Here is an 18,634-nt window from a genome sequence, read left to right as displayed (position 1 = left end):
ATCCGCCTTACTGCGCCTTCGCGCTATCCGTCGTAGTCGACGACGACCTTGTCGGTGGTCGGGTGTGACTGGCAGGTGAGCACGTAGCCGCGGGCCAGCTCCTCGGGTTCGAGGGCGTAGTTCTCGGTCATCGTCACGTCACCGCTGACGAGTTTGGCACGGCAGGTGCCGCAGACCCCGCCGGCGCAGGCGAACGGCACGTCGGGGCGAACGCGGAGGGCGGCGTTCAGGATGCTCTCGTTCGCGTTGACCGGCGTGGTGACGGTGGCGCTCTCCCCGTCGAGGGTGAACTCGATCTCGTACGTCTTGTCGCCGGGGGCGACGATGACCGGTCGCCCGGTGTCACCGCCGGCGGCCGAGGGCTCGCCGGTGGTGAACAGTTCGAACCGCACGTGCTCGGGCTCTACCTCGGCGCTCTCGAGCGTGTCGCGGCACAGCTGCACCAGCTCGAAGGGTCCGCAGAGGAACCACTCGTCGACCGAGGCGGGGCGGATGATCGTGTCGAGCATCAGCCGGAGCTTCTCCTCGTCGATCCGCCCGGACAGCAGGGTGGAGGAACGCTGCTGGCGGGAGAGCACGTGGTGCAGCGCCAGCCGCGCGGGGTACCTGTCCTTGAGGTCGGCCAGTTCGTCGAGGAACATGACGTCGAGGGCGGTGCGGTTCGTGTAGACGAGGGTGAACCGGGAGCTGTCGGAGTGCGCGAGCACCGTGTGGGCGAGCGACATCAGCGGGGTGATGCCGGACCCGGCGGCGATGCCGACGATGTGCTTGCCGTCGAGCTCGTGCAGCGCGGTCGTGAAGGTGCCCTGCGGGCTCATCACGTCGAGGCGCTGCCCCACGGCCAGTTCGCTGTTGGCCCAGGTGGAGAAGGCTCCGCCGAGGTCGCGCTTGATGGCCACGCTGACCGAGCCGGAGGTCGGCGGCCGGCAGATCGAGTAGCTGCGCCGCAGCTCGTGGCCGTCGACCGTGGCCCGGAGCGCGAGGTGCTGCCCCGGCACATAGTCGAACTCGCCCTGCAGGTCCTCCGGCACCGCGAAGGTCACCTCGACGCTGTCGGCCGTCAACGGACGGATCTCGGCGACGGACAGGGTGTGGAACTTCGCGCGGTGCTTCGTTGCACCGGAGCGCGGGGCGCCGAGATTTGTTGCTGCCATGGTTAGAGCACCTTGAAGTAGTCGAACGGTTCGAGGCAGTCGCGGCACTCATAGAGGGCCTTGCACGACGTCGAGCCGAAGCGGGCGAGTTCCCGCGTGTTCAGGGACGAGCACCGGGGGCACTTGACGGCCAGCTGCAGCCGAACGGCGCCGGAAGGGCGAACGGACGAGTGCCCGGTCGGGGCCGCGATTCCGTACTCCTGCAATTTCGCCTTCCCCTCCTCGCTCATCCAATCGGTGGTCCAGGCCGGGGCGAGCACCAGGTCGACGGACACGTCGGCGTACCCGGCGGCGCGGAGGGCGGAGGTGACGTCGTCGCGCATGGCCTCGAGGGCCGGACATCCGCTGTAGGTAGGCGTCAGGGAAACCGTGACCGCGCCGCCCTCGCCGACGGCCACAGAGCGGAGCACGCCGAGGTCCTCGATGGTCAGCACGGGGATCTCCGGGTCCACGACCTGCGCCGCGATGTCCCAGGCACGGCGCGAGGCCTCGTCGACGGGGCGAGGTCGGGCAACCGAGGGCAGGGTCACCAGGACGCTCCGGGGTGCGCCCGGGCGAGCACCTGCATCTCGGCGAGGATGAAACCGAGGTTCTCGGAGTGCTTGCCGCCCCGGCCGCCGCCGGAGGAGATGAAGCCGCGGGGTACCTCGAGTTCCGCCTCGGCCAGCACCGGGACGATCGCGTCGTCGAAGGCCTGGCGGAGCGAGGACGGCCTGACGGCGACGCCCTCGAGCCGGTCGATGAGCGGCTCGTCGGCGAACAGCTCCTCGACGTAGGGCCACAGGTCGGACAGAGCCGTGATCATGCGCCGGCGGGATTCCTCGGTGCCGAGGGAGAGCCGGAGGATCCACTGCACGGAGTGGTCGCGGTGGTAATCGACCTCCTTGACCGACTTGGCGGCGATCGCGGCCAGGGTGGCGTCGCCGGATGCCTGCAGCCGCGTGTACAGCTCGAACAGGTAGTGCGCGGCGATGAACTGGCGCGCGATCGTGTGCGCGAAGTCGCCGTTGGGCTGCTCGAACAGGTGCGCGGAGCGGAACTGGGGTTCGTCGCGCCAGTAGGCCAGGTCGTCTTCGCTGCGGCCCGATTCGGCGCCGGCGTAATGCAGAAGGGAGCGAGCGTGCCCGAGCAGGTCGAGGCCGATGTTGCCGAGCGCGACGTCTTCCTCGAGTTCGGGGGCGCGGGAGATCCACCAGCCGAGCTGCTGGGCGATGATCAGGGCGTCGTCACCGAGCCACAGGGCGTACTCGGCCACGTCGTGCGAGGCGACGGATGCGCCCTCTACCAGTTCGGCGGAGAGGGTGACGGAATCGACCTCGACGTGTCCGTGTCCGTGGTCGTGGTCGGCGTTGGTGGCGGCATCCGCCGTGTTCGTCCCGGTCACAGGTGCTTCACCCCTTCGCTCTTGGAGTAGTAGCTGGCGTGACGGTAGTTCTTGCCGGCGGGCGATTCGAAGAAGGCGCCCTTCGCGTCGGGGTCGCTGGTGGTGATCGCGTCGGCGGGCACGACCCACACCGAAACACCCTCGCCGCGGCGGGTATACAGGTCACGCGCATTGCGCACGGCCAGGCTGGCGTCGGGAGCATGCAGGGAGCCAACGTGGGTGTGGCTGATTCCGCGGCTGGCGCGCACGAAGACCTCCCAGAGGGGCCAGATCTCCTTCTCGGACGTTCCGGGGGCGCTCATCATGCCACCGCCTTCGACCGGACGGCCTGTTTGCGGGCGTACGCGGCGGCGGCTTCCCGCACCCACGCACCGTCCTCGTGGGCCTCACGGCGCCGCTGCAGGCGGCGGGCGTTGGCCGGGCCGCGGCCGGCGAGCACCTCGTGGAATTCGGTCCAGTCGATTTCGCCCATGTCGTATTCTTTCGTTTCCTCGTTGTAGCGCAGGTCGGGATCGGGCAGGGTCACGCCGAGCACCTCGGCCTGCGGGACGCACATTCCGACGAAGCGCTGGCGCAGTTCGTCATTGGAGAATCGCTTGATATTCCAGGCCATGGACTGCGCCGAGTTGGGCGAGTCGTTGTCGGGCGGGCCGAACATCTGCAGCGCCGGCCAGTACCAGCGGTTGACGGCGTCCTGGGCCATCTCCCGCTGCGCGGGCGTGCCGTTCATCAGTTCGAGCAGGATCTCGAAGCCCTGCCGCTGGTGGAAGGACTCTTCCTTGCAGATGCGCACCATGGCGCGACCGTACGGTCCGTAGGAGGCCCGGCAGAGGGGCACCTGGTTGCAGATGGCGGCGCCGTCGACGAGCCAGCCGATCGCGCCCATGTCGGCCCAGGTGGGGCTCGGGTAATTGAAGATCGAGGAGTAGCGGGCCTTGCCGGCGATGAGGGCATCCGTCATCTCATCCCGGGTGGTGCCGAGGGTCTGCGCCGCGGAGTAGAGGTACAAACCGTGGCCGGCCTCGTCCTGCACCTTGGCCATCAGGATGGCCTTGCGCTTGAGGCTGGGCGCGCGGGTGATCCAGTTCGCCTCCGGCTGCATGCCGATGATCTCGGAGTGGGCGTGCTGGGAGATCTGGCGCACCAGCGTCTTCCGGTAGCCCTCCGGCATCCAGTCGCGAGGTTCGATCCGCGAGTCGGCCGCGATCAGTTCGTTGAACTGGTGCTCCTCGGCGGAAACCTCGACGGAGGCTTCCGTGGGCAGTGCGTAAGGCTCTGCTGGGGTGGTCATCATCGACTCCTGGTCTCTCCCGGTCCGGCTATCATTACCAACCGATCGTTCAGTTAGTATATGGTGTCACCAACGGCACGGCAACCGTCTGTTGCCGCGCGTACGGTCACTCAACGAGGAGAACCAGATACATGGATGCTTCACCCACCGGCAACCTCGCCATGATGGAGCGGGACCGGGCATCCGCCGGCCTCGGCATGATTGTCCAGCGCACTGAACCCGGGCTCGCGGTCGTTTCCATGATCATCAGGGACGACATGCTCAACGGCTTCGACGTCACCCACGGCGGGATCGTCTTCGCGCTCGCGGACACCGCCTTCGCCATCTGCTGCAATGACAGCCACCACGTCACCCTCGCGGCCGGGGCCGACATCGCGTTCCTCAAGCCCACGACCAGCGGCCAGACCCTCACCGCCACCGCCATGCTCCGCACGAAGAGCGGGCGATCGGGCATCTACGACGTGAGCGTCACCGACGACGACAACGCGCCGGTGGCAGAATTCCGCGGCCGCAGCCGCACCACCAACCTTCCCGTGCCCGAACGGGCACGCGACTAAATCCCCACGACGCCCGGAGGCACCATGTCAACGCTGACCAAGACCCGCCTGCACGCGCCCGCCACGGACGAGCTCGATCCGGAAGAGCGCATGTCCCGCGACGAGATCCAGTCGCTGCAGCTCACTCGCCTGCAGCACACCGTGCGGCACGCCTACGCCAACGTTCCCCTGTACACCCGCAAGTTCGACGAGGTCGGCGTGCACCCGGACGACATCCGCACGCTCGACGATGTGAACAAGCTGCCGTTCACCACGAAGGAAGACCTGCGCGTGTCCTACCCGTTCGGGATGTTCGCTGTGCCGATGGACCAGGTCGCGCGCATCCACACCTCGTCGGGGACCACGGGCCTCCCCACGGTGGTCGGCTATACGAAGAACGACCTGCGGATGTGGTCCGGCCTCGTCGCACGGAGCCTGCGCGCCTCGGGGGTACGGCCGGGCATGAAGGTGCACAACGCCTACGGTTACGGCCTGTTCACCGGCGGGCTGGGCGCCCACGCCGGCATCGAGGCGCTCGGCGCCATCGCCATCCCGATGTCGGGCGGCCAGACGAACAAGCAGGTGCAGATGATCCGGGACTTCGAGCCCGACGTCATCATGAGCACCCCCAGCTACCTGCTGACCATCACGGATGCGATGGTCGCGGCCGGCATGGACCCCCGTCTCTCCAGCCTCAAGGCCGGCGTGCTCGGCGCGGAGCCGTGGACGAACCAGATGCGCCGCGAGCTCGAGGAACGACTCGACTTCGACGCCCTCGACATCTACGGCCTGAGCGAGGTCATGGGCCCGGGCGTCGGCAACGAGTGCATCGAGTCGAAGGACGGCCCGCACCTCTGGGAGGACAATTTCCTGCCCGAGATCATCGACGGCGACACGGGGCACGTGCTGGACGACGGTGAAACGGGCGAACTCGTGTTCACCTCGCTGACCAAGGAAGCGTTCCCGGTGATCCGCTACCGCACTCGCGACCTGACCCGGCTCCTGCCCGGCACCGCCCGGCCCGGCATGCGCCGGATGGAGAAGGTCACCGGACGCAACGACGACATGATCATCCTGCGCGGGGTCAACCTGTTCCCGACCCAGATCGAGGAGATCGTGCTCGGGATCGAGCACCTCTCCCCCCACTTCATCCTGGAGCTCACGAGGCCGGGCCGGATGGACGAGCTGACCGTGCGCATCGAACGGCACGAGAACTCGGATGCCTCCACCTCCGACCGGGCCTGCGCGATCCTGATCGAGCGGGTGAAGGACCAGATCGGCTCGAGCGTGAACGTGCTGATCGTCGAACCCGGCTCGCTCGAGCGCAGCACGGGCAAGCACAAGCGTGTCTACGACCTGCGGTAATCGGCCACAGGCTCGTGAGAGACTGATCGGCGATGTCTGAGCAACCAGCAAGCAAGCGCGGGCGCCCCGGTTACGACCAGCGCGCCATCCTCGAGATCGCCGTCGACGCCTTCAACGAATTCGGCTACGACGCCACGTCGATGGGGGTTCTGGCGTCCCGACTCGCCCTGTCGAAGTCCGCGATCTACCACCACTTCGCGTCGAAGGAGGAGCTGCTCGAGCTCGCCCTGGACGAGGCGCTCGACGCGCTGGAGGGCGTGCTGCAAGACCCGGAATCCCGGACCGGCCGGGCGATCGACCGGCTCGCGCACGTGCTCCGCGGCGCGGTCGAGGTGCTGGCCGCCAATCTTTCGTTTGTGACTCTCCTGCTGCGGGTGCGGGGCAACACGGTCGTCGAGCGCGCCGCCCTCGAGCGTCGCCGAGCCTTCGACCGGGCGGTATCCGGCCTCGTCGTCGAGGCCCGCAATGAGGGCTCGCTGCGCAGCGACATCGATCCGCGGATCGTGACCCGGCTGCTGTTCGGCATGGTCAACTCGATCGTGGAGTGGTACCGGCCGGAGGGCGCGGAGGACCCGGCTCACCTGGCCGACGACGTGCTTGCCGTGGCGCTCGACGGCCTGCGGATGCCGACCATGAACCGCGTCGAAGACCTGACCTGACCTGACCTGACCTGACCTGACTGATGGCATTTCTCGCCCGGTGAGGGGTCGCAAATCGACCTTCCCGTACGCCGGGAAGGTCGATTTGCGACCCCTCAGGGTGGGAAGCGGGCGTTAAAGAGATCAGGGGCATCCCCCCAATGGTGGATGCCCCTGATCGGTGAGCGGGTGCTAGATGTTCGCGAGCTCCCTGACGGCCGAGTCACCAGGCGTGGCGGAGTCGAAGCTGGCTTCGATCTCGGCGCGGCCCAGCAGCTCGTCCATGCGGCGGCGACGCTGCTTCGGGATGAGCGTGACAACCGTGCCGTTCTTGCCGGCGCGGCCGGTGCGGCCGGCGCGGTGCAGGTACGTCTTGTACTCGTCGGGAGCGTCGGCCTGGATGACCAGGTCGATGTCGTCCACGTGGATGCCGCGGGCTGCGACATCCGTTGCCACCAGCACGTTGACGCGACCGCTGGTCAGCATGGCCAGGTTGCGGGTACGGCGGGCCTGGTTCAGGTCGCCGTGCAGGCTGGTCGCCTTCACGCCGGCGTCTTCGAGCTGGTCGGCGAGCTGCTCGGCGTACGCACGGGTGCGGCTGAAGATCAGCGTCTTGCCCTGGCGGTCGACGAGCTGGCCGATGATGGCGCTCTTGTCTCGGTGCTCGATCATGAGCACACGGTGGTCGATCGTGGAGGAGGCCTGGTCTTCACCGGCAACCTCGTGCACGGCCGGGTTGGTCAGGAATTCCTTGACCAGCTGGGCGACGCCCTTGTCGAGCGTGGCCGAGAAGAGCAGCTTCTGGCCGCCCTTCTTGGTCTGGCGCAGGATGCGCTGCACCGGCTCGAGGAAGCCCAGGTCGCACATGTAGTCGGCCTCGTCGAGGACGGTGACGATGACCTCGCTGAGGTCGAGACGACCCTGTTCGATCAGGTCCTCGATGCGGCCCGCGGTGCCGATGATGATGTCCACGCCGCGCTGCAGGGCGCTGACCTGGCGGTACTGCGGGACGCCGCCGTAGATCTGGGTGGTGAAGAGGCCGACGCTGCGGGCGATGGGCTGGATGGTGCGGTCGATCTGCAGGGCCAGCTCGCGGGTCGGGGCCAGGATGAGCGCGCGGGGCTTGCGGGCCATCTTGCGGTCCTTGGCTCCGTTGTTCTCCAGCAGCTTCTCGACGAGGGGAGCGCCGAAGGCGATGGTCTTGCCGGAGCCGGTCTTGCCGCGGCCCAGCACGTCGCGGCCGGCGAGCACATCCGGGATGGTCGCGGCCTGGATCGGGAACGGCGCCGATGCGCCGAGCAGTCCGAGCTCACGCACGATGTTCTCGCCGAGGCCGAGGTCGGCGAAGGTCACGCCGACGACATCGGATGCCGTCGTCGCGATGGCTTCGAGACGCTCGAGTACGACGTCGTCGCCGGCAGCGAATTTGGGCTTGGAGTCGCGGTCCGGGTAGAAGTTGCTGGAGTGGCCGCCGTCGCGCTCCGAGCGGGCCGGACGGTCGGTGCGGTTCGGACGGTCGCCGTAGGAGGGGCGCTCGGTGCGGGGCGGACGGTCGCCGTAGGAGGGACGGTCGTTGTTGTACGCCGGACGGTCGGTGCGGGCCGGACGGTCACCGTAGGAGGGACGGTCGTTGTTGTACGCCGGACGGTCGGTGCGGGCCGGACGGTCGGTGCGGGCCGGACGGTCACCGTACGAGGGGCGCTCGGTGCGGGCCGGGCGATCGCCGTAGGAGGGACGGTCGTTGTTGTACGCCGGACGGTCGGTGCGGGCCGGACGGTCGCTGTTGTAGGCCGGACGGTCGGTGCGGGCCGGTCGGTCGCCGTACGAGGGGCGGTCGTTGTTGTACGAGGGGCGCTCGGTGCGGTTCGGACGGTCACCATAGGACGGACGGTCGTTGTTGTACGCCGGACGGTCCGTGCGCGCCGGACGGTCGCCGTACGAGGGGCGCTCGGTGCGGTTCGGACGGTCACCATAGGACGGACGGTCGTTGTTGTACGCGGGACGGTCGTTGTTGTACGCGGGACGGTCGGCGCGCGGGGCGCGGTCGCCGTACGCGGGACGGTCCTTGTTGTAGGCGGGGCGGTCCGTGCGCGGGGCGCGGTCGCCGTAGGCCGGACGCTCGGTGCGGTTCGGGCGGTCGCCGTAGGCAGGACGCTCGTTACGCTGGCCGGTGGCCGGACGCTCGTTGCGGGTGCCGTAGGCCGGACGATCGCCGGACGGACGCTCCGAGGCGCGGGCTGCGCGCTCGTCCGCGTTCCAACGCTGCTTCTTGGGCGCACCCTCGTCAGCACGGTAGCCGCGATGACCGGGGCTCTTGCTGCCCGAGTTGGACCCGCCCCTGCTGGGGCCGCCCTTCGAGGCGTACTTCGGGTCGAAATTCTTTGCTGGCTTCTTGTCAAAAGGCATAACGGTATTTCTGGGTTGTGTTGAGTACATGGCAGAACGACGACGCACATACGCGACGCAACCTGAGCACCCGGGCAGTCGATGGCCGGGCCGTTCACATACAGTGATTTTTCACCAGCGGATTACTGGGAAACCGGCCCATCCTGACTTACAAACCCATCCGCGCACACGTGAAAATAGCGCGGTGTCAAGAGCCGACTTGTCTACGTTACCCGATTGTTGCCCGAAAGTCACGGACAATCGTGGTTTACCCTGTATCAATGCGTACGACGATCGCCATTGAATCACCCCGGCATCACGATATCGAGGCCCTCCTGGGTCTGAGCGCGGAGTACGCCGAGTCGCTCTATCCGCCGGAGAGCAACTTCCTGCTCGGAGTCGACGAGCTCGAGCAGCCGGGCGTGACCTTCTATGCGGCACGGGACGAGACCGGCCGGGCGCTCGGCATCGCCGCCCTCGTTCCGAGCCCCGGCGACACGGCCGAGCTCAAGCGCATGTTCGTGCATCCGGAGGGCCGCGGGCGCGGTCTCGGCGCCGCCCTGCTCGTCCGGATCGAAGCGGATGCCGCCGCCCGCGGCATCCGCGAAGTCGTGCTCGAAACCGGGCCGCTGCACGCCGCCGCCCTCGCGCTCTACCGCCGGCAGGGCTACCGGGAGATCGCCCAGTTCGGCCCGTACATCGGGGAGGAATTCAGTGTCTGTTTCGCAAAAAGCCTCTGACCGGGAGGAGAACGGCCGCCGCAAGCGGGCCGCCGCACGGCTGAAAGCCGGGGTGCAGCATCCGGAGCTTCTCCTGGCGGCAAAGGCCGCCCTCGCCGTCGGGATCGCGTGGTCGATCGCGCCGTATCTGCCGGGCGTCGCCAACGACTACCCGTACTACGCCCCGCTCGGGGCGCTGGTGAGCATGGCTCCCACGTTGATGGGTTCGGTGAAGAACGGCCTGCAGACCGTGGCCGGGCTGGCCATCGGCGTGCTCCTGGCGGGCACGGTCATCCTGCTGAGCGAGCCGAATGTTTTCACGATTTCGCTCGTGGTCGGCATTGGATTCCTGATCTCGGGAAGCCGCCGGATCACCACGGCCCGGGAGTTCGTGCCCGTCACCGCGTTGTTCGTGCTGATCGTGGGAGGGCCGAACGCGGACTCGTACTCGATCGGGTACCTGGTGCAGGTGTGCCTCGGCATTTCCGTCGGCCTGGCCGTCAACCTGCTGATCCTGCCGCCGCTCAGGCAGGACGCCGCCGCGGCAGAGCTCTCGCGCTTCCGCACCACCCTGGCCCGACACCTCCGCGAGATCAGTGAAGCCCTGACCGAGAGCTGGCCGCCGGAGCACGAAGTCTGGGCGACACGCGGCGACATGCTCAGCCGGACGGCGAGCGAGGTGCGTGCGGCGGTCATGCACGCGGACGAAAGCCGCAAGGGCAACCCGCGCGCACTCATCCACCGCCGGGACCTGCTGGCCGCTTATGACGACGTGGCAGCGCTGGAGACGGTGTCTTTCCATGTGCGGAACCTGACCGACGTGCTCGCCGGGGCGGTCTGGGGCGACCCGCTCCCGGTCGAGGTGCCCGCCGAACTGCGGCCTTCCCTCGGCGCCGCCATCCGCTCGGTGGCCCGGATCCTGGACGAGTGGGACTCCGGCACCGGGGTGCTGGCGCCGCCCCGCGACGAGGCCGAGGCGGGACTGAAATCGCTCAGGGCCGAGCTGGAGCGGCAACGGCACTCCGGAGCCGAGACGATCAGCGCCGCGTCCGCGATCGACATGGACCTGCGGCGCATCCTCGTCGCCCTGCGCCCCAGCGTCGAGCGCGACGCCGAGGACATCCCCACCCCTGCCCCCTGAAGGGGATTCGCGGCCCGGGCATGAGGGGAACTATCCTCATCTCACCCGCCCCCACCATTCACCCCGGAGCAGCCGTGACACCTGGTCGTCGCCCGTCCCGCCGCATCCGGCTTCTCGCCATCGCCTGCGCGGGCGGAATCGCCGTGGCGGCCACGGCCCTCCTCGGCGGGTTCCACACCGAACTGCACCCGGTCACGCCCGACGAGCCCGGCGCCACCCGGAGCGAACTCGTCACGACCGAGGTCGTCGGCATCCGCACCTTCAGCCGGCCAGACGGCATCAGCGTGGCCACGGATGTCGTGTACGGCACCCAGTCGGACGGCGCGCTGCTCACCCTCGACGTCTGCTCGCCCACCGGCGACGCCGAGGCGGGTGGGTTGCGCCCGGCCGTCGTCTCCATCCACGGCGGCAGCTGGGCTCGCGGCGACAAGGGCAACTCCGACTGGCGGGCCGTGTGCACCTGGCTCGCCAGCGAGGGATTCGTCGCCTACTCGGTGAACTACCGCCTCGTGCCGGATGCCCTGTTCCCGGCCGCCATCGACGACCTGGGCCTCGCGGTCGAGTGGATCCGCCAGGCGGAGAACGCCGCGCAGTACGGCATCGACCCCGACCGCATCGGCGCGTTCGGCGGCTCGGCCGGCGGCAACCTGGCCGCCCTCCTCGGCGCGCGCGGATCGGGGTCCCTGACCGAGGGCGCGCGCGTCGCCGCGGTCGCAGAGCTCTCCGGTCCGACCGACCTGGGCCACGAGGCGCTCGTGGTCGGCAACGCGCCCGCCGGGCTGCAGCGGATCGTGCAGAGCTACCTCGGCTGCGACTCGCTGGCCGACTGCCCGCAGGCCGGCGCCGCATCGCCGCATCGCGAACTCGACCCGAGCGACCCACCCGTCTTCATCGGCGCGGCCGCAGAGGAGTTCATCCCGCTCGCCCAGTCCATCGGGTACGCCTCCAGGCTCGACCGGCTCGGCATCCCGAACGAGCTGGTGACCGTGCCCGGCACCCTGCACTCGATCGGCATCCTCGACGCGGCCATGCGCGTGAAGGTCGCCGCGTTCCTGCACCGGCACCTCGGCACCTAATACGGGTTGAGTCGCGGAGAAAGTACCTCCGTTGTGAAATTGAAGGTACTTGGTCCGCAACTGAGCGGGGAGACTCCCGGGGGCGTTCCCCTCAGACCGCCTGCCGGCCACGGATGCGCCGGGAGAGCTCGGCCGCCGTGCCCGAGATCCTCTCGGCCAGGGCCGGCCACTCCGACTCCGCGATCGCGTCGCGGGGAAAGGTCACCGCGATGCTCGCGGCCGGCCAGCCGGCGTGGTCGCGCACGGCCACCGCGACCGAGGCCATGCCGGCGGTGATCTCGCCGTCCTCCTGCGCGTACCCCTGGCGGCGCACCTGGTCGAGCAGGCGGCGCAGCTCGGTCGAGGTGCGCGGCCCCCGGCCGTCCCGCTCCTGGAAGGCGGCCGCATTGGGGTACAGCGCCCGCAGCTGGGCCGCCGGCAGCGCGGCCAGGAGCGCGCGGCCGCTCGCGGTGAGGTGTCCGGGCAGGCGCACCCCGACATCCGTCACCAGCGACGGCCTGCGGGGCGCGCGTTCCTCGACCAGGTAGATGACGTCGCGGCCGTGCAGCACGACGAGGTGCGCGCTCTCGCCGAGCCGGTCAACGAGCTGCGCGACCAGCGGGCGGCCGAGGTGCGAGAGCGGCTCCTGGCGGGAGAACCCCGTGCTCAGCTCGAAGGCGGCCAGGCCCAGCCCGTAGCGCCGTTCCTCGGGCAGGTGCACGACGAAGCCGCGCTCGGCGAGCACGGCGAGCAGCTGGTAGACGGTCGACCGGGGCAGGCCGAGCGCGGTCGCAATGGCGGAGGCGGGCACCGGCCCGCGCTGGGTCGCGAGGTGGGACAGGATGCGCAGCGTGCCCTCCGCCGCGGGAACCTTGGACCGCGCCGACCCCTGGGGCGGTGTCGATTCCTCCGCCTGCGCCATCCGTTCGCCCTGCCCGGTCCGTGAAGTGTCCGGGATACCGGACGGTTCCGAGTCTAGACACGTTTTGACGGGGCCGTCGGTGGTGTGCAATCGGAGTATGACCTTCTCCGCAGCATCCGTCACCGTGGGCACAGGCCCGGTGTCCTTCGCCGACGTCGTCGCCGTGGCCCGTCAGGGCGCCCCGATCACGCTCGACCCGACCGCGCTCGAGGGGGTCGCCGCCACCCGGCGCATCATCGACGCGCTGGCCGAGGACGTCGACCCGCACTACGGCATCTCGACCGGCTTCGGCGCCCTCGCCACGACCTTCATCACCGCGGATCGCCGCGCCCAGCTGCAGGCGAGCCTCGTGCGGTCGCACGCGGCCGGCAGCGGGCCGGAGGTCGAACGCGAGGTCGTGCGCGCGCTCATGCTGCTGCGGCTCTCGACGCTGATGACCGGGCGCACGGGCGTGCGCCCCGCCACGGCGCAGACCTACGCCGCCCTGCTCAATGCCGGAATCACCCCGATCGTGCGCGAATACGGCTCGCTCGGCTGCTCGGGCGACCTCGCCCCCCTGGCTCACTGCGCGCTGGCGATCATGGGCGAGGGCGAGGTGCGGGATGCCGCCGGCACCTGGCTGCACGCCGGCGACGCCCTGCGGGCGGCCGGCATCGAAGCGGTCGTGCTCGCCGAAAAGGAAGGGCTGGCCCTGATCAATGGCACCGACGGCATGCTCGGCATGCTGGTGCTCGCTCTCGACGACCTCGCCCTGCTGCTGACGACCGCCGACATCGCCGCGGCGATGAGCGTCGAGGCACTCCTCGGCACGGATGCCACGTTCGCCGCCGACCTGCAGGCCCTCCGCCCCCAAGTGGGCCAGGCCCTGAGCGCGGCGAACCTGCGCGCCCTGCTTGCCGGCTCCCCCCTGCTCGCCAGCCACGCCGGGCCCGAGGACCCGACCGTGCAGGATGCGTACTCGCTGCGCTGCTCGCCGCAGGTGCACGGCGCGGCCAGGGACACTGCCGGCCACGCCGCGATGATCGCCGGCCGGGAGCTCGAGAGCGCGGTGGACAATCCGGTCGTGACGCTCGACGGCCGCGTCGAGTCCAACGGCAACTTCCACGGCGCCCCGGTCGGCTACGTGCTCGACTTCCTCGCCATCGCCGCGGCGGATGTCGCCAGCATGAGCGAGCGCCGCACCGACCGCCACCTCGACGCGTCCAGGAACAAGGGCCTCCCCCCGTTCCTCGCCCACGAGGTCGGCGTCGACTCCGGCCTGATGATCGCGCAGTACACGGCGGCCGGGATCGTGTCGGAGCTGAAGCGGCTGGCGGCGCCGGCATCCGTCGACTCGATCCCCTCGTCGGCCATGCAGGAGGACCACGTGTCGATGGGCTGGGCGGCCGCACGCAAGCTCCGCAAGTCGATCGACGGCCTGGGCCGCGTGCTGGCGATCGAGATCATGACCGCCGCCCGGTCGCTCGACCTGCGGGCGCCCCTGCTCCCCGGCCCGGCAACCGCGGCCGTGCGCGACCTGGTGCGCACGGCCGCCGACGGGCCGGGTCACGACCGGTTCCTGTCGCCGGAAATCGAGGCGATCGTCGGGCTGGTCCAGACCGGTGCGGTGCGGGATGCCGCCGGGAAGGTTGCCCCCGCCCTGCACTGACGGACGTCGCCGGGGGGACCGCCAGACGGGTGGTTGTGCCCCCCATGCCCCCATGCGATACTGGCGCCACGCCGGCCTGTCCTGCTCCGGCGCACCGAACCATCCATACCCCGAAGATGGATTGACGATCGTGATGTTGCAGCAGCCGAACGGTATCCCCCAGCGCCTCCCGGGCGTCGGGATGTCGCGCCGCATGGGCTTTCCGATCGCAGTCGTTCTCGCGGTATCGCTCGTGGTCTTCGGGGCCCCCGCGATGGCGAGCGCAGCGGATTCCGCGCCCGACCCTGCGCCGACGGCAGCCTCGGACCCGACGATTTCCGACCCGGCGATTTCGGACCCGGCGATTTCCGACCCGGCTGTCGTACCGACGACCCCGGACCTGTCGGGCGCCGACCCGACGGCGCCTCTCGTCGACGCGGCCCCCGTGCCGGCGCCCGTCACCGACACCCCACCCGTCGTGGAGCCGGATCCCAGTGGCGATCCCGGCCCCGGCGGAGAGCCTGACCCCGGGACGGACCCCGAACCCGTCGCAGACCCGGACCCCAGCGGCAATCCGACACCGACTGTCGATCCCGAACCCACTGTCGAACCCGCGGTGGATCCCGAACCCGCGGTGGATCCCGAACCCACGGTCGATCCCGCGGGGGAGCCGGATCCCGACCCCGCGCCCGGCACGCCCAATGCGCCGGCCCCGCCGGCACCACCTTCCCCGCCAACTCCGGCGGCCGAAGTCGACCCCATCCCTCAGCAAGTCAACCGGCCGTCAGCGTCCCTGCTCGCGGAGCGCGCCGCCGCCGCAGCCGCCGCCCGCGCCGAGGCCGAACGCGCAGCGCAGGAACAGGCAGCAGCAGCACGGACTGCGGCGGAGCGGGCGGCAGCGTATGCCGAAGCGCTGGCCGAGGTGGCGAGCGCCCAGGCCGCCTACGACGCAGCGAAGCTCGGCTACGCGTCGGCCAAGGCCGAGTTCGACGCCGCCCTGGCCCGGGTCGACCTGGTCCACGCGCTGGCCGAGGAGGCCGCTGCCACCGCTGATGCGTCCAAGCGTGTCCTGGCCGCGTTGATTCGATCCCTGGCGCAGCACCAGTCCGGCACAGCGACCGCCGACGTCCTGCTCGGCGCGCAGAACGGCGCCGACCTGCTGTACCAGTTGGGCACACTCGACAAACTGGCGCAGCTGACCGGCAGCATCGACGCCATCCGCGCTCGCTCTGAGGCCGACACCCTGCGGGCGCTTTCCCTGTCCGAGCAGGAGGCCACGGCCCAGCAGACCGTGCAGAACGTCCCGATCGCAGAAACCCTCACCGCCATGCAGGCGGCCGAGGCCGCCCTGCAGGCCGCCACCGCGCGGCTGGCCCTCCTGTCCGTCAGCGCTCCGGTCGGGATGTCCGGGCTGACCCCGATCGCCAACACGCTCGCGGCGATGCCGGCCGGACGACCGACCGCGCAGGGCTGGGTGACGCCCGCCGTCGGCAGCATCAACGACGTCTTCGGCCCCAGGCCCACGCGACCCGTTCCCGGTGTGGGCGCCGTTCACTACGGCACCGACATCGGGGCATCCTGCGGAGCGGCGATCTACGCGGCGAACTCCGGGGTGGTCGTGGCCGTCGGTTCCGTGGGCACCTACGGCAACTGGATCCTCATCGACCACGGCAACGGGGTGGAGACCGGGTACGCGCACGTGGCCCCCGGCCAGACCCTCGTGGCGGTCGGCGACGCCGTCATCGCCGGAGAGGTCATTGCCGGCGTCGGCAGCACCGGCGCATCCACCGGATGCCACCTGCACTTCGAAGTGAGGGTGAACGGCTCGCGGGTCGATGGCCAGGCGTATCTGGCCGAGCGCGGAGTCGTTCTCGGCCGCTGACCCGACGCGACCGGTTTCGGCGGTCGGCGTTCGGCGTCGGTAGGGCGCGTTCGGCGTCGGCGTGGCGCCTCATCCGCGGAGCGGGGCACGGTGCGCGGCCCACGTCTTGCCATTGCGTGACATTTGTATTTTACTAGGTGACAGACCAAGCATCGAAGGAGCAGCACCGTGGCCGAGTCATCCACCCGCACCGTGGAACGCGCCCTCAGCCTGCTCGCCGTGATCTGCGATGGGGACGGCCTCACCCTGTCCGCGAGTTCCCGCGCCGTCGACCTCTCGCCGAGCACCGCGCTTCGCCTGTTGCGCACCCTCGAGACGAGCGGGTTTGTTCGGAAGGACGATGACGGCGGCTACCGGCCGGGCAGCCGTTTGATCCAACTCGGCGCACAGTCCCTGAGCAACGAGTCCCTCGCCCCGCTCTGTCGCCCGGTGATGGAAGACCTCGTCGCCGCGACCGGCGAATCCGTCTACCTGAGTGTCGAAGGCCACGCCCACACCGCGTTGTACCTCGCCATCGTCGAGGGCACGCACTCGGTCCGGCACGCCAGCTGGGTCGGCCGAACGGTTCCGCTCGACCAGTCGGCCTCCGGCCAGGTGCTGGCCGGCCGGACGCCCGCCGAGGGCTATGTCGTCGTTGAACGCGGCGTCGAAACCGATGTCACCGCAATCGCCGCCCCGATCCGCTCCGCCGATCGCGTCGTGGCCGCCCTCAGCCTGGTCATCCCCAGCTACCGGGTCGCCCCCGCCGATATCGAACGCTACGGCCCCCTGCTCGTCACCGCGGCCGCCCGCGTATCCGCCGGCCTCGGCGCATCCACCCAAGGAGACACCGATGTCTGAATCCCGCCCCGTACGCGCCGCCCGCGGAACCGAGCTGACCGCGAAGAGCTGGCAGACCGAGGGTGCGCTGCGGATGCTGATGAACAACCTCGACCCCGAGGTCGCCGAGCACCCGGAGAACCTCGTCGTCTATGGCGGAACGGGCAAGGCCGCCCGTAGCTGGGAGGCCTACGACGCCATCGTGCGCACCCTCACCACTCTGGAGAAGGACGAGACCCTGCTCGTGCAGTCCGGCAAGCCGGTGGGCGTGTTCCGTACCAACGAGTGGGCGCCTCGGGTGCTCATCGCCAATTCCAACCTCGTGGGCGACTGGGCCACCTGGCCGGAGTTCCGCCGGCTCGAGGCCCTCGGCCTGACGATGTACGGCCAGATGACGGCCGGCTCGTGGATCTACATCGGCACCCAGGGCATCCTGCAGGGCACCTACGAGACCTTCGCCGCCGTCGCCGCGAAGAGGTTCGGTGGGACACTGGCCGGCACCCTCACCCTCACCGGCGGCGCCGGCGGCATGGGCGGCGCGCAGCCGCTCGCCGTCACGATGAACGAGGGCGCCGTGCTCATCGTCGACGTCGACGAGTCCCGGCTGCAGCGCCGCGTCGATCACGGCTACCTCGACGAACTGGCGACCGACCAGGACGACGCCATCGCCCGGGTGCTCGCCGCCAAGTCCGAGAAGCGCGCCCTCTCGGTCGGCCTGGTCGGCAACGCCGCGACCGTGTTCCCCGAGCTGCTCGCCCGCAAGGTTCCGATCGACATCGTCACCGACCAGACCAGCGCGCACGACCCGCTGTCCTACCTGCCGGAGGGCGTCAGCGTGGAGGAATGGCACAGCTACGCGGCCGCTCAGCCCGAGGAGTTCACCGAGCGGGCACGGGCATCCATGGCGAAGCAGGTGAAGGCCATGGTCGAGTTCCAGGATGCCGGTGCCGAGGTCTTCGACTACGGCAACTCGATCCGCGCCGAGGCCGAACTCGGCGGCTACGACCGCGCGTTCGCGTTCCCCGGGTTCGTGCCCGCGTACATCCGCCCGCTCTTCGCCGAGGGCAAGGGGCCGTTCCGCTGGGTGGCGCTGTCGGGCGACCCGGCCGACATCGCGGCCACCGACAAGGCCATCGTCGAACTGTTCCCGGAGGACGAGCACCTGCGCCGGTGGATCACGAAGGCGCGGGAGTTGGTGCACTTCGAGGGCCTGCCGGCCCGGATCTGCTGGCTCGGCTACAAGGAACGCCACCTCGCCGGGCTCAAGTTCAACGAGATGGTCGCCTCGGGCGAGCTCAGCGCACCGATCGTGATCGGCCGCGACCACCTCGACTCCGGCTCGGTCGCCTCGCCGTACCGGGAGACCGAGGGCATGAAGGACGGCTCCGACGCGATCGCCGACTGGCCGCTGCTGAACGCCCTGCTGAACACCGCGTCGGGCGCCACCTGGGTCTCGATCCACCACGGCGGCGGCGTCGGCATCGGCCGCAGCATCCACGCCGGCCAGGTCATCGTCGCCGACGGCACCGCGCTGGCCGCCGAGAAGATCGAGCGCGTGCTCACCAACGACCCCGGCACCGGCGTGATGCGCCACGTCGACGCCGGCTACGGGCGAGCCGAAGAGGTCGCCAGGGAACGGGGCCTCCGCGTGCCGATGATGGAGTCCTGATGACCACGCCGGCTCGTTTCCCTCGTGAGGGGTCGCATATCGACGTT

17 protein-coding genes are annotated in these 18,634 nt (G+C 69.9%); 10 read left to right on the top strand and 7 right to left on the bottom strand.

Translation table 11 applies throughout. The features are described from left to right. Window positions 1-23: 23 nt before the first annotated feature. Genes paaE through paaA form a run of 5 tightly spaced genes read right to left on the bottom strand, consistent with a single transcriptional unit; the run spans window position 24 to window position 3,832 of the window. Window positions 24-1,154 carry a 1,2-phenylacetyl-CoA epoxidase subunit PaaE gene (paaE, locus tag E3T33_RS14215; RefSeq protein WP_092323521.1) on the bottom strand — a complete coding sequence of 377 codons (1,131 nt, stop codon included), beginning with the start codon at window positions 1,152-1,154 and terminating at the stop codon, window positions 24-26. A 2-nt stretch (window positions 1,155-1,156) separates the two neighbouring features. Next, on the bottom strand, window positions 1,157-1,684 hold the full coding sequence (gene paaD / locus E3T33_RS14210; protein ID WP_277870651.1) for a 1,2-phenylacetyl-CoA epoxidase subunit PaaD: 528 nt from the start codon (window positions 1,682-1,684) through the stop codon (window positions 1,157-1,159). Beyond that, on the bottom strand, window positions 1,681-2,538 hold the full coding sequence (gene paaC, locus E3T33_RS14205; RefSeq protein ID WP_092323523.1) for a 1,2-phenylacetyl-CoA epoxidase subunit PaaC: 858 nt from the start codon (window positions 2,536-2,538) through the stop codon (window positions 1,681-1,683). Before paaC ends, paaD begins: the two co-directional genes overlap by 4 nt. Continuing rightward, window positions 2,535-2,840 (bottom strand): 1,2-phenylacetyl-CoA epoxidase subunit PaaB, encoded by a 306-nt coding sequence (paaB, locus tag E3T33_RS14200; RefSeq protein ID WP_092323524.1) that lies wholly within the window; start codon window positions 2,838-2,840, stop codon window positions 2,535-2,537. The genes paaC and paaB overlap by 4 nt, the downstream gene beginning before the upstream one ends. After that, on the bottom strand, window positions 2,840-3,832 hold the full coding sequence (gene paaA / locus E3T33_RS14195) for a 1,2-phenylacetyl-CoA epoxidase subunit PaaA (RefSeq protein ID WP_092323526.1): 993 nt from the start codon (window positions 3,830-3,832) through the stop codon (window positions 2,840-2,842). Before paaA ends, paaB begins: the two co-directional genes overlap by 1 nt. A 128-nt stretch (window positions 3,833-3,960) precedes the next feature. Between paaA and paaI the strand changes: the two genes are divergently transcribed. Genes paaI through E3T33_RS14180 form a run of 3 tightly spaced genes read left to right on the top strand, consistent with a single transcriptional unit; the run spans window position 3,961 to window position 6,389 of the window. Beyond that, window positions 3,961-4,386 carry a hydroxyphenylacetyl-CoA thioesterase PaaI gene (gene paaI, locus E3T33_RS14190; RefSeq protein ID WP_198414455.1) on the top strand — a complete coding sequence of 142 codons (426 nt, stop codon included), beginning with the start codon at window positions 3,961-3,963 and terminating at the stop codon, window positions 4,384-4,386. Between the two features lie 24 nt (window positions 4,387-4,410). Next, a complete protein-coding gene (gene paaK, locus E3T33_RS14185) occupies window positions 4,411-5,730 on the top strand; it encodes a phenylacetate--CoA ligase PaaK (protein WP_092323527.1) in 1,320 nt (439 codons plus the stop codon). Between the two features lie 32 nt (window positions 5,731-5,762). Next, complete coding sequence (locus E3T33_RS14180; protein WP_092323529.1) at window positions 5,763-6,389, top strand: TetR/AcrR family transcriptional regulator; 627 nt, start codon at window positions 5,763-5,765, stop codon at window positions 6,387-6,389. Between the two features lie 171 nt (window positions 6,390-6,560). Here E3T33_RS14180 and E3T33_RS14175 read toward each other — a convergent pair whose 3' ends face one another. After that, window positions 6,561-8,774, bottom strand: a complete 2,214-nt coding sequence (locus E3T33_RS14175) for a DEAD/DEAH box helicase (RefSeq protein ID WP_134575612.1) — start codon at window positions 8,772-8,774, stop codon at window positions 6,561-6,563. Between the two features lie 260 nt (window positions 8,775-9,034). On the opposite strand from E3T33_RS14175, the gene E3T33_RS14170 reads away from it, so the two are divergent. The 3 genes from E3T33_RS14170 (at window position 9,035) to E3T33_RS14160 (ending at window position 11,689) form a co-directional block, all read left to right on the top strand. Then, entirely contained in the window at window positions 9,035-9,493 is a 459-nt protein-coding gene (locus E3T33_RS14170) for a GNAT family N-acetyltransferase (protein WP_092323530.1), read from the top strand. Further along, window positions 9,468-10,613, top strand: a complete 1,146-nt coding sequence (locus tag E3T33_RS14165; protein ID WP_092323532.1) for an FUSC family protein — start codon at window positions 9,468-9,470, stop codon at window positions 10,611-10,613. The genes E3T33_RS14170 and E3T33_RS14165 overlap by 26 nt, the downstream gene beginning before the upstream one ends. Window positions 10,614-10,687: 74 nt before the next feature. Beyond that, entirely contained in the window at window positions 10,688-11,689 is a 1,002-nt protein-coding gene (locus tag E3T33_RS14160; RefSeq protein WP_166784507.1) for an alpha/beta hydrolase, read from the top strand. Between the two features lie 91 nt (window positions 11,690-11,780). Here the strand turns inward: E3T33_RS14160 and E3T33_RS14155 are convergent, their stop codons facing one another. After that, window positions 11,781-12,590, bottom strand: a complete 810-nt coding sequence (locus tag E3T33_RS14155) for an IclR family transcriptional regulator (RefSeq protein WP_092323535.1) — start codon at window positions 12,588-12,590, stop codon at window positions 11,781-11,783. Between the two features lie 97 nt (window positions 12,591-12,687). Here E3T33_RS14155 and hutH point away from each other — a divergent pair, with 97 nt between their 5' ends. From hutH to hutU, 4 genes are all read left to right on the top strand, one after another. Continuing rightward, the gene (gene hutH / locus E3T33_RS14150; RefSeq protein ID WP_134575608.1) at window positions 12,688-14,238 is read left to right on the top strand and encodes a histidine ammonia-lyase; all 1,551 of its coding nucleotides are present in this window, start codon (window positions 12,688-12,690) and stop codon (window positions 14,236-14,238) included. 133 nt (window positions 14,239-14,371) lie between these two features. After that, entirely contained in the window at window positions 14,372-16,099 is a 1,728-nt protein-coding gene (locus E3T33_RS14145; protein ID WP_241982967.1) for a M23 family metallopeptidase, read from the top strand. A gap of 168 nt (window positions 16,100-16,267) precedes the next feature. Then, the gene (locus E3T33_RS14140; RefSeq protein WP_092323538.1) at window positions 16,268-16,939 is read left to right on the top strand and encodes an IclR family transcriptional regulator; all 672 of its coding nucleotides are present in this window, start codon (window positions 16,268-16,270) and stop codon (window positions 16,937-16,939) included. Beyond that, window positions 16,932-18,587, top strand: coding sequence for a urocanate hydratase (gene hutU, locus E3T33_RS14135; protein WP_134575605.1), 1,656 nt, complete (start codon window positions 16,932-16,934; stop codon window positions 18,585-18,587). The genes E3T33_RS14140 and hutU overlap by 8 nt, the downstream gene beginning before the upstream one ends. Window positions 18,588-18,634: the final 47 nt, after the last annotated feature.

The organism is Cryobacterium sp. TMT1-2-1 (assembly GCF_004403955.1).
Classification (GTDB): Bacteria; Actinomycetota; Actinomycetes; order Actinomycetales; family Microbacteriaceae; genus Cryobacterium; species Cryobacterium psychrotolerans.
Note: the sequence above shows the minus strand (reverse complement) of the source record. Positions and strands in the feature narration are given on the sequence as shown.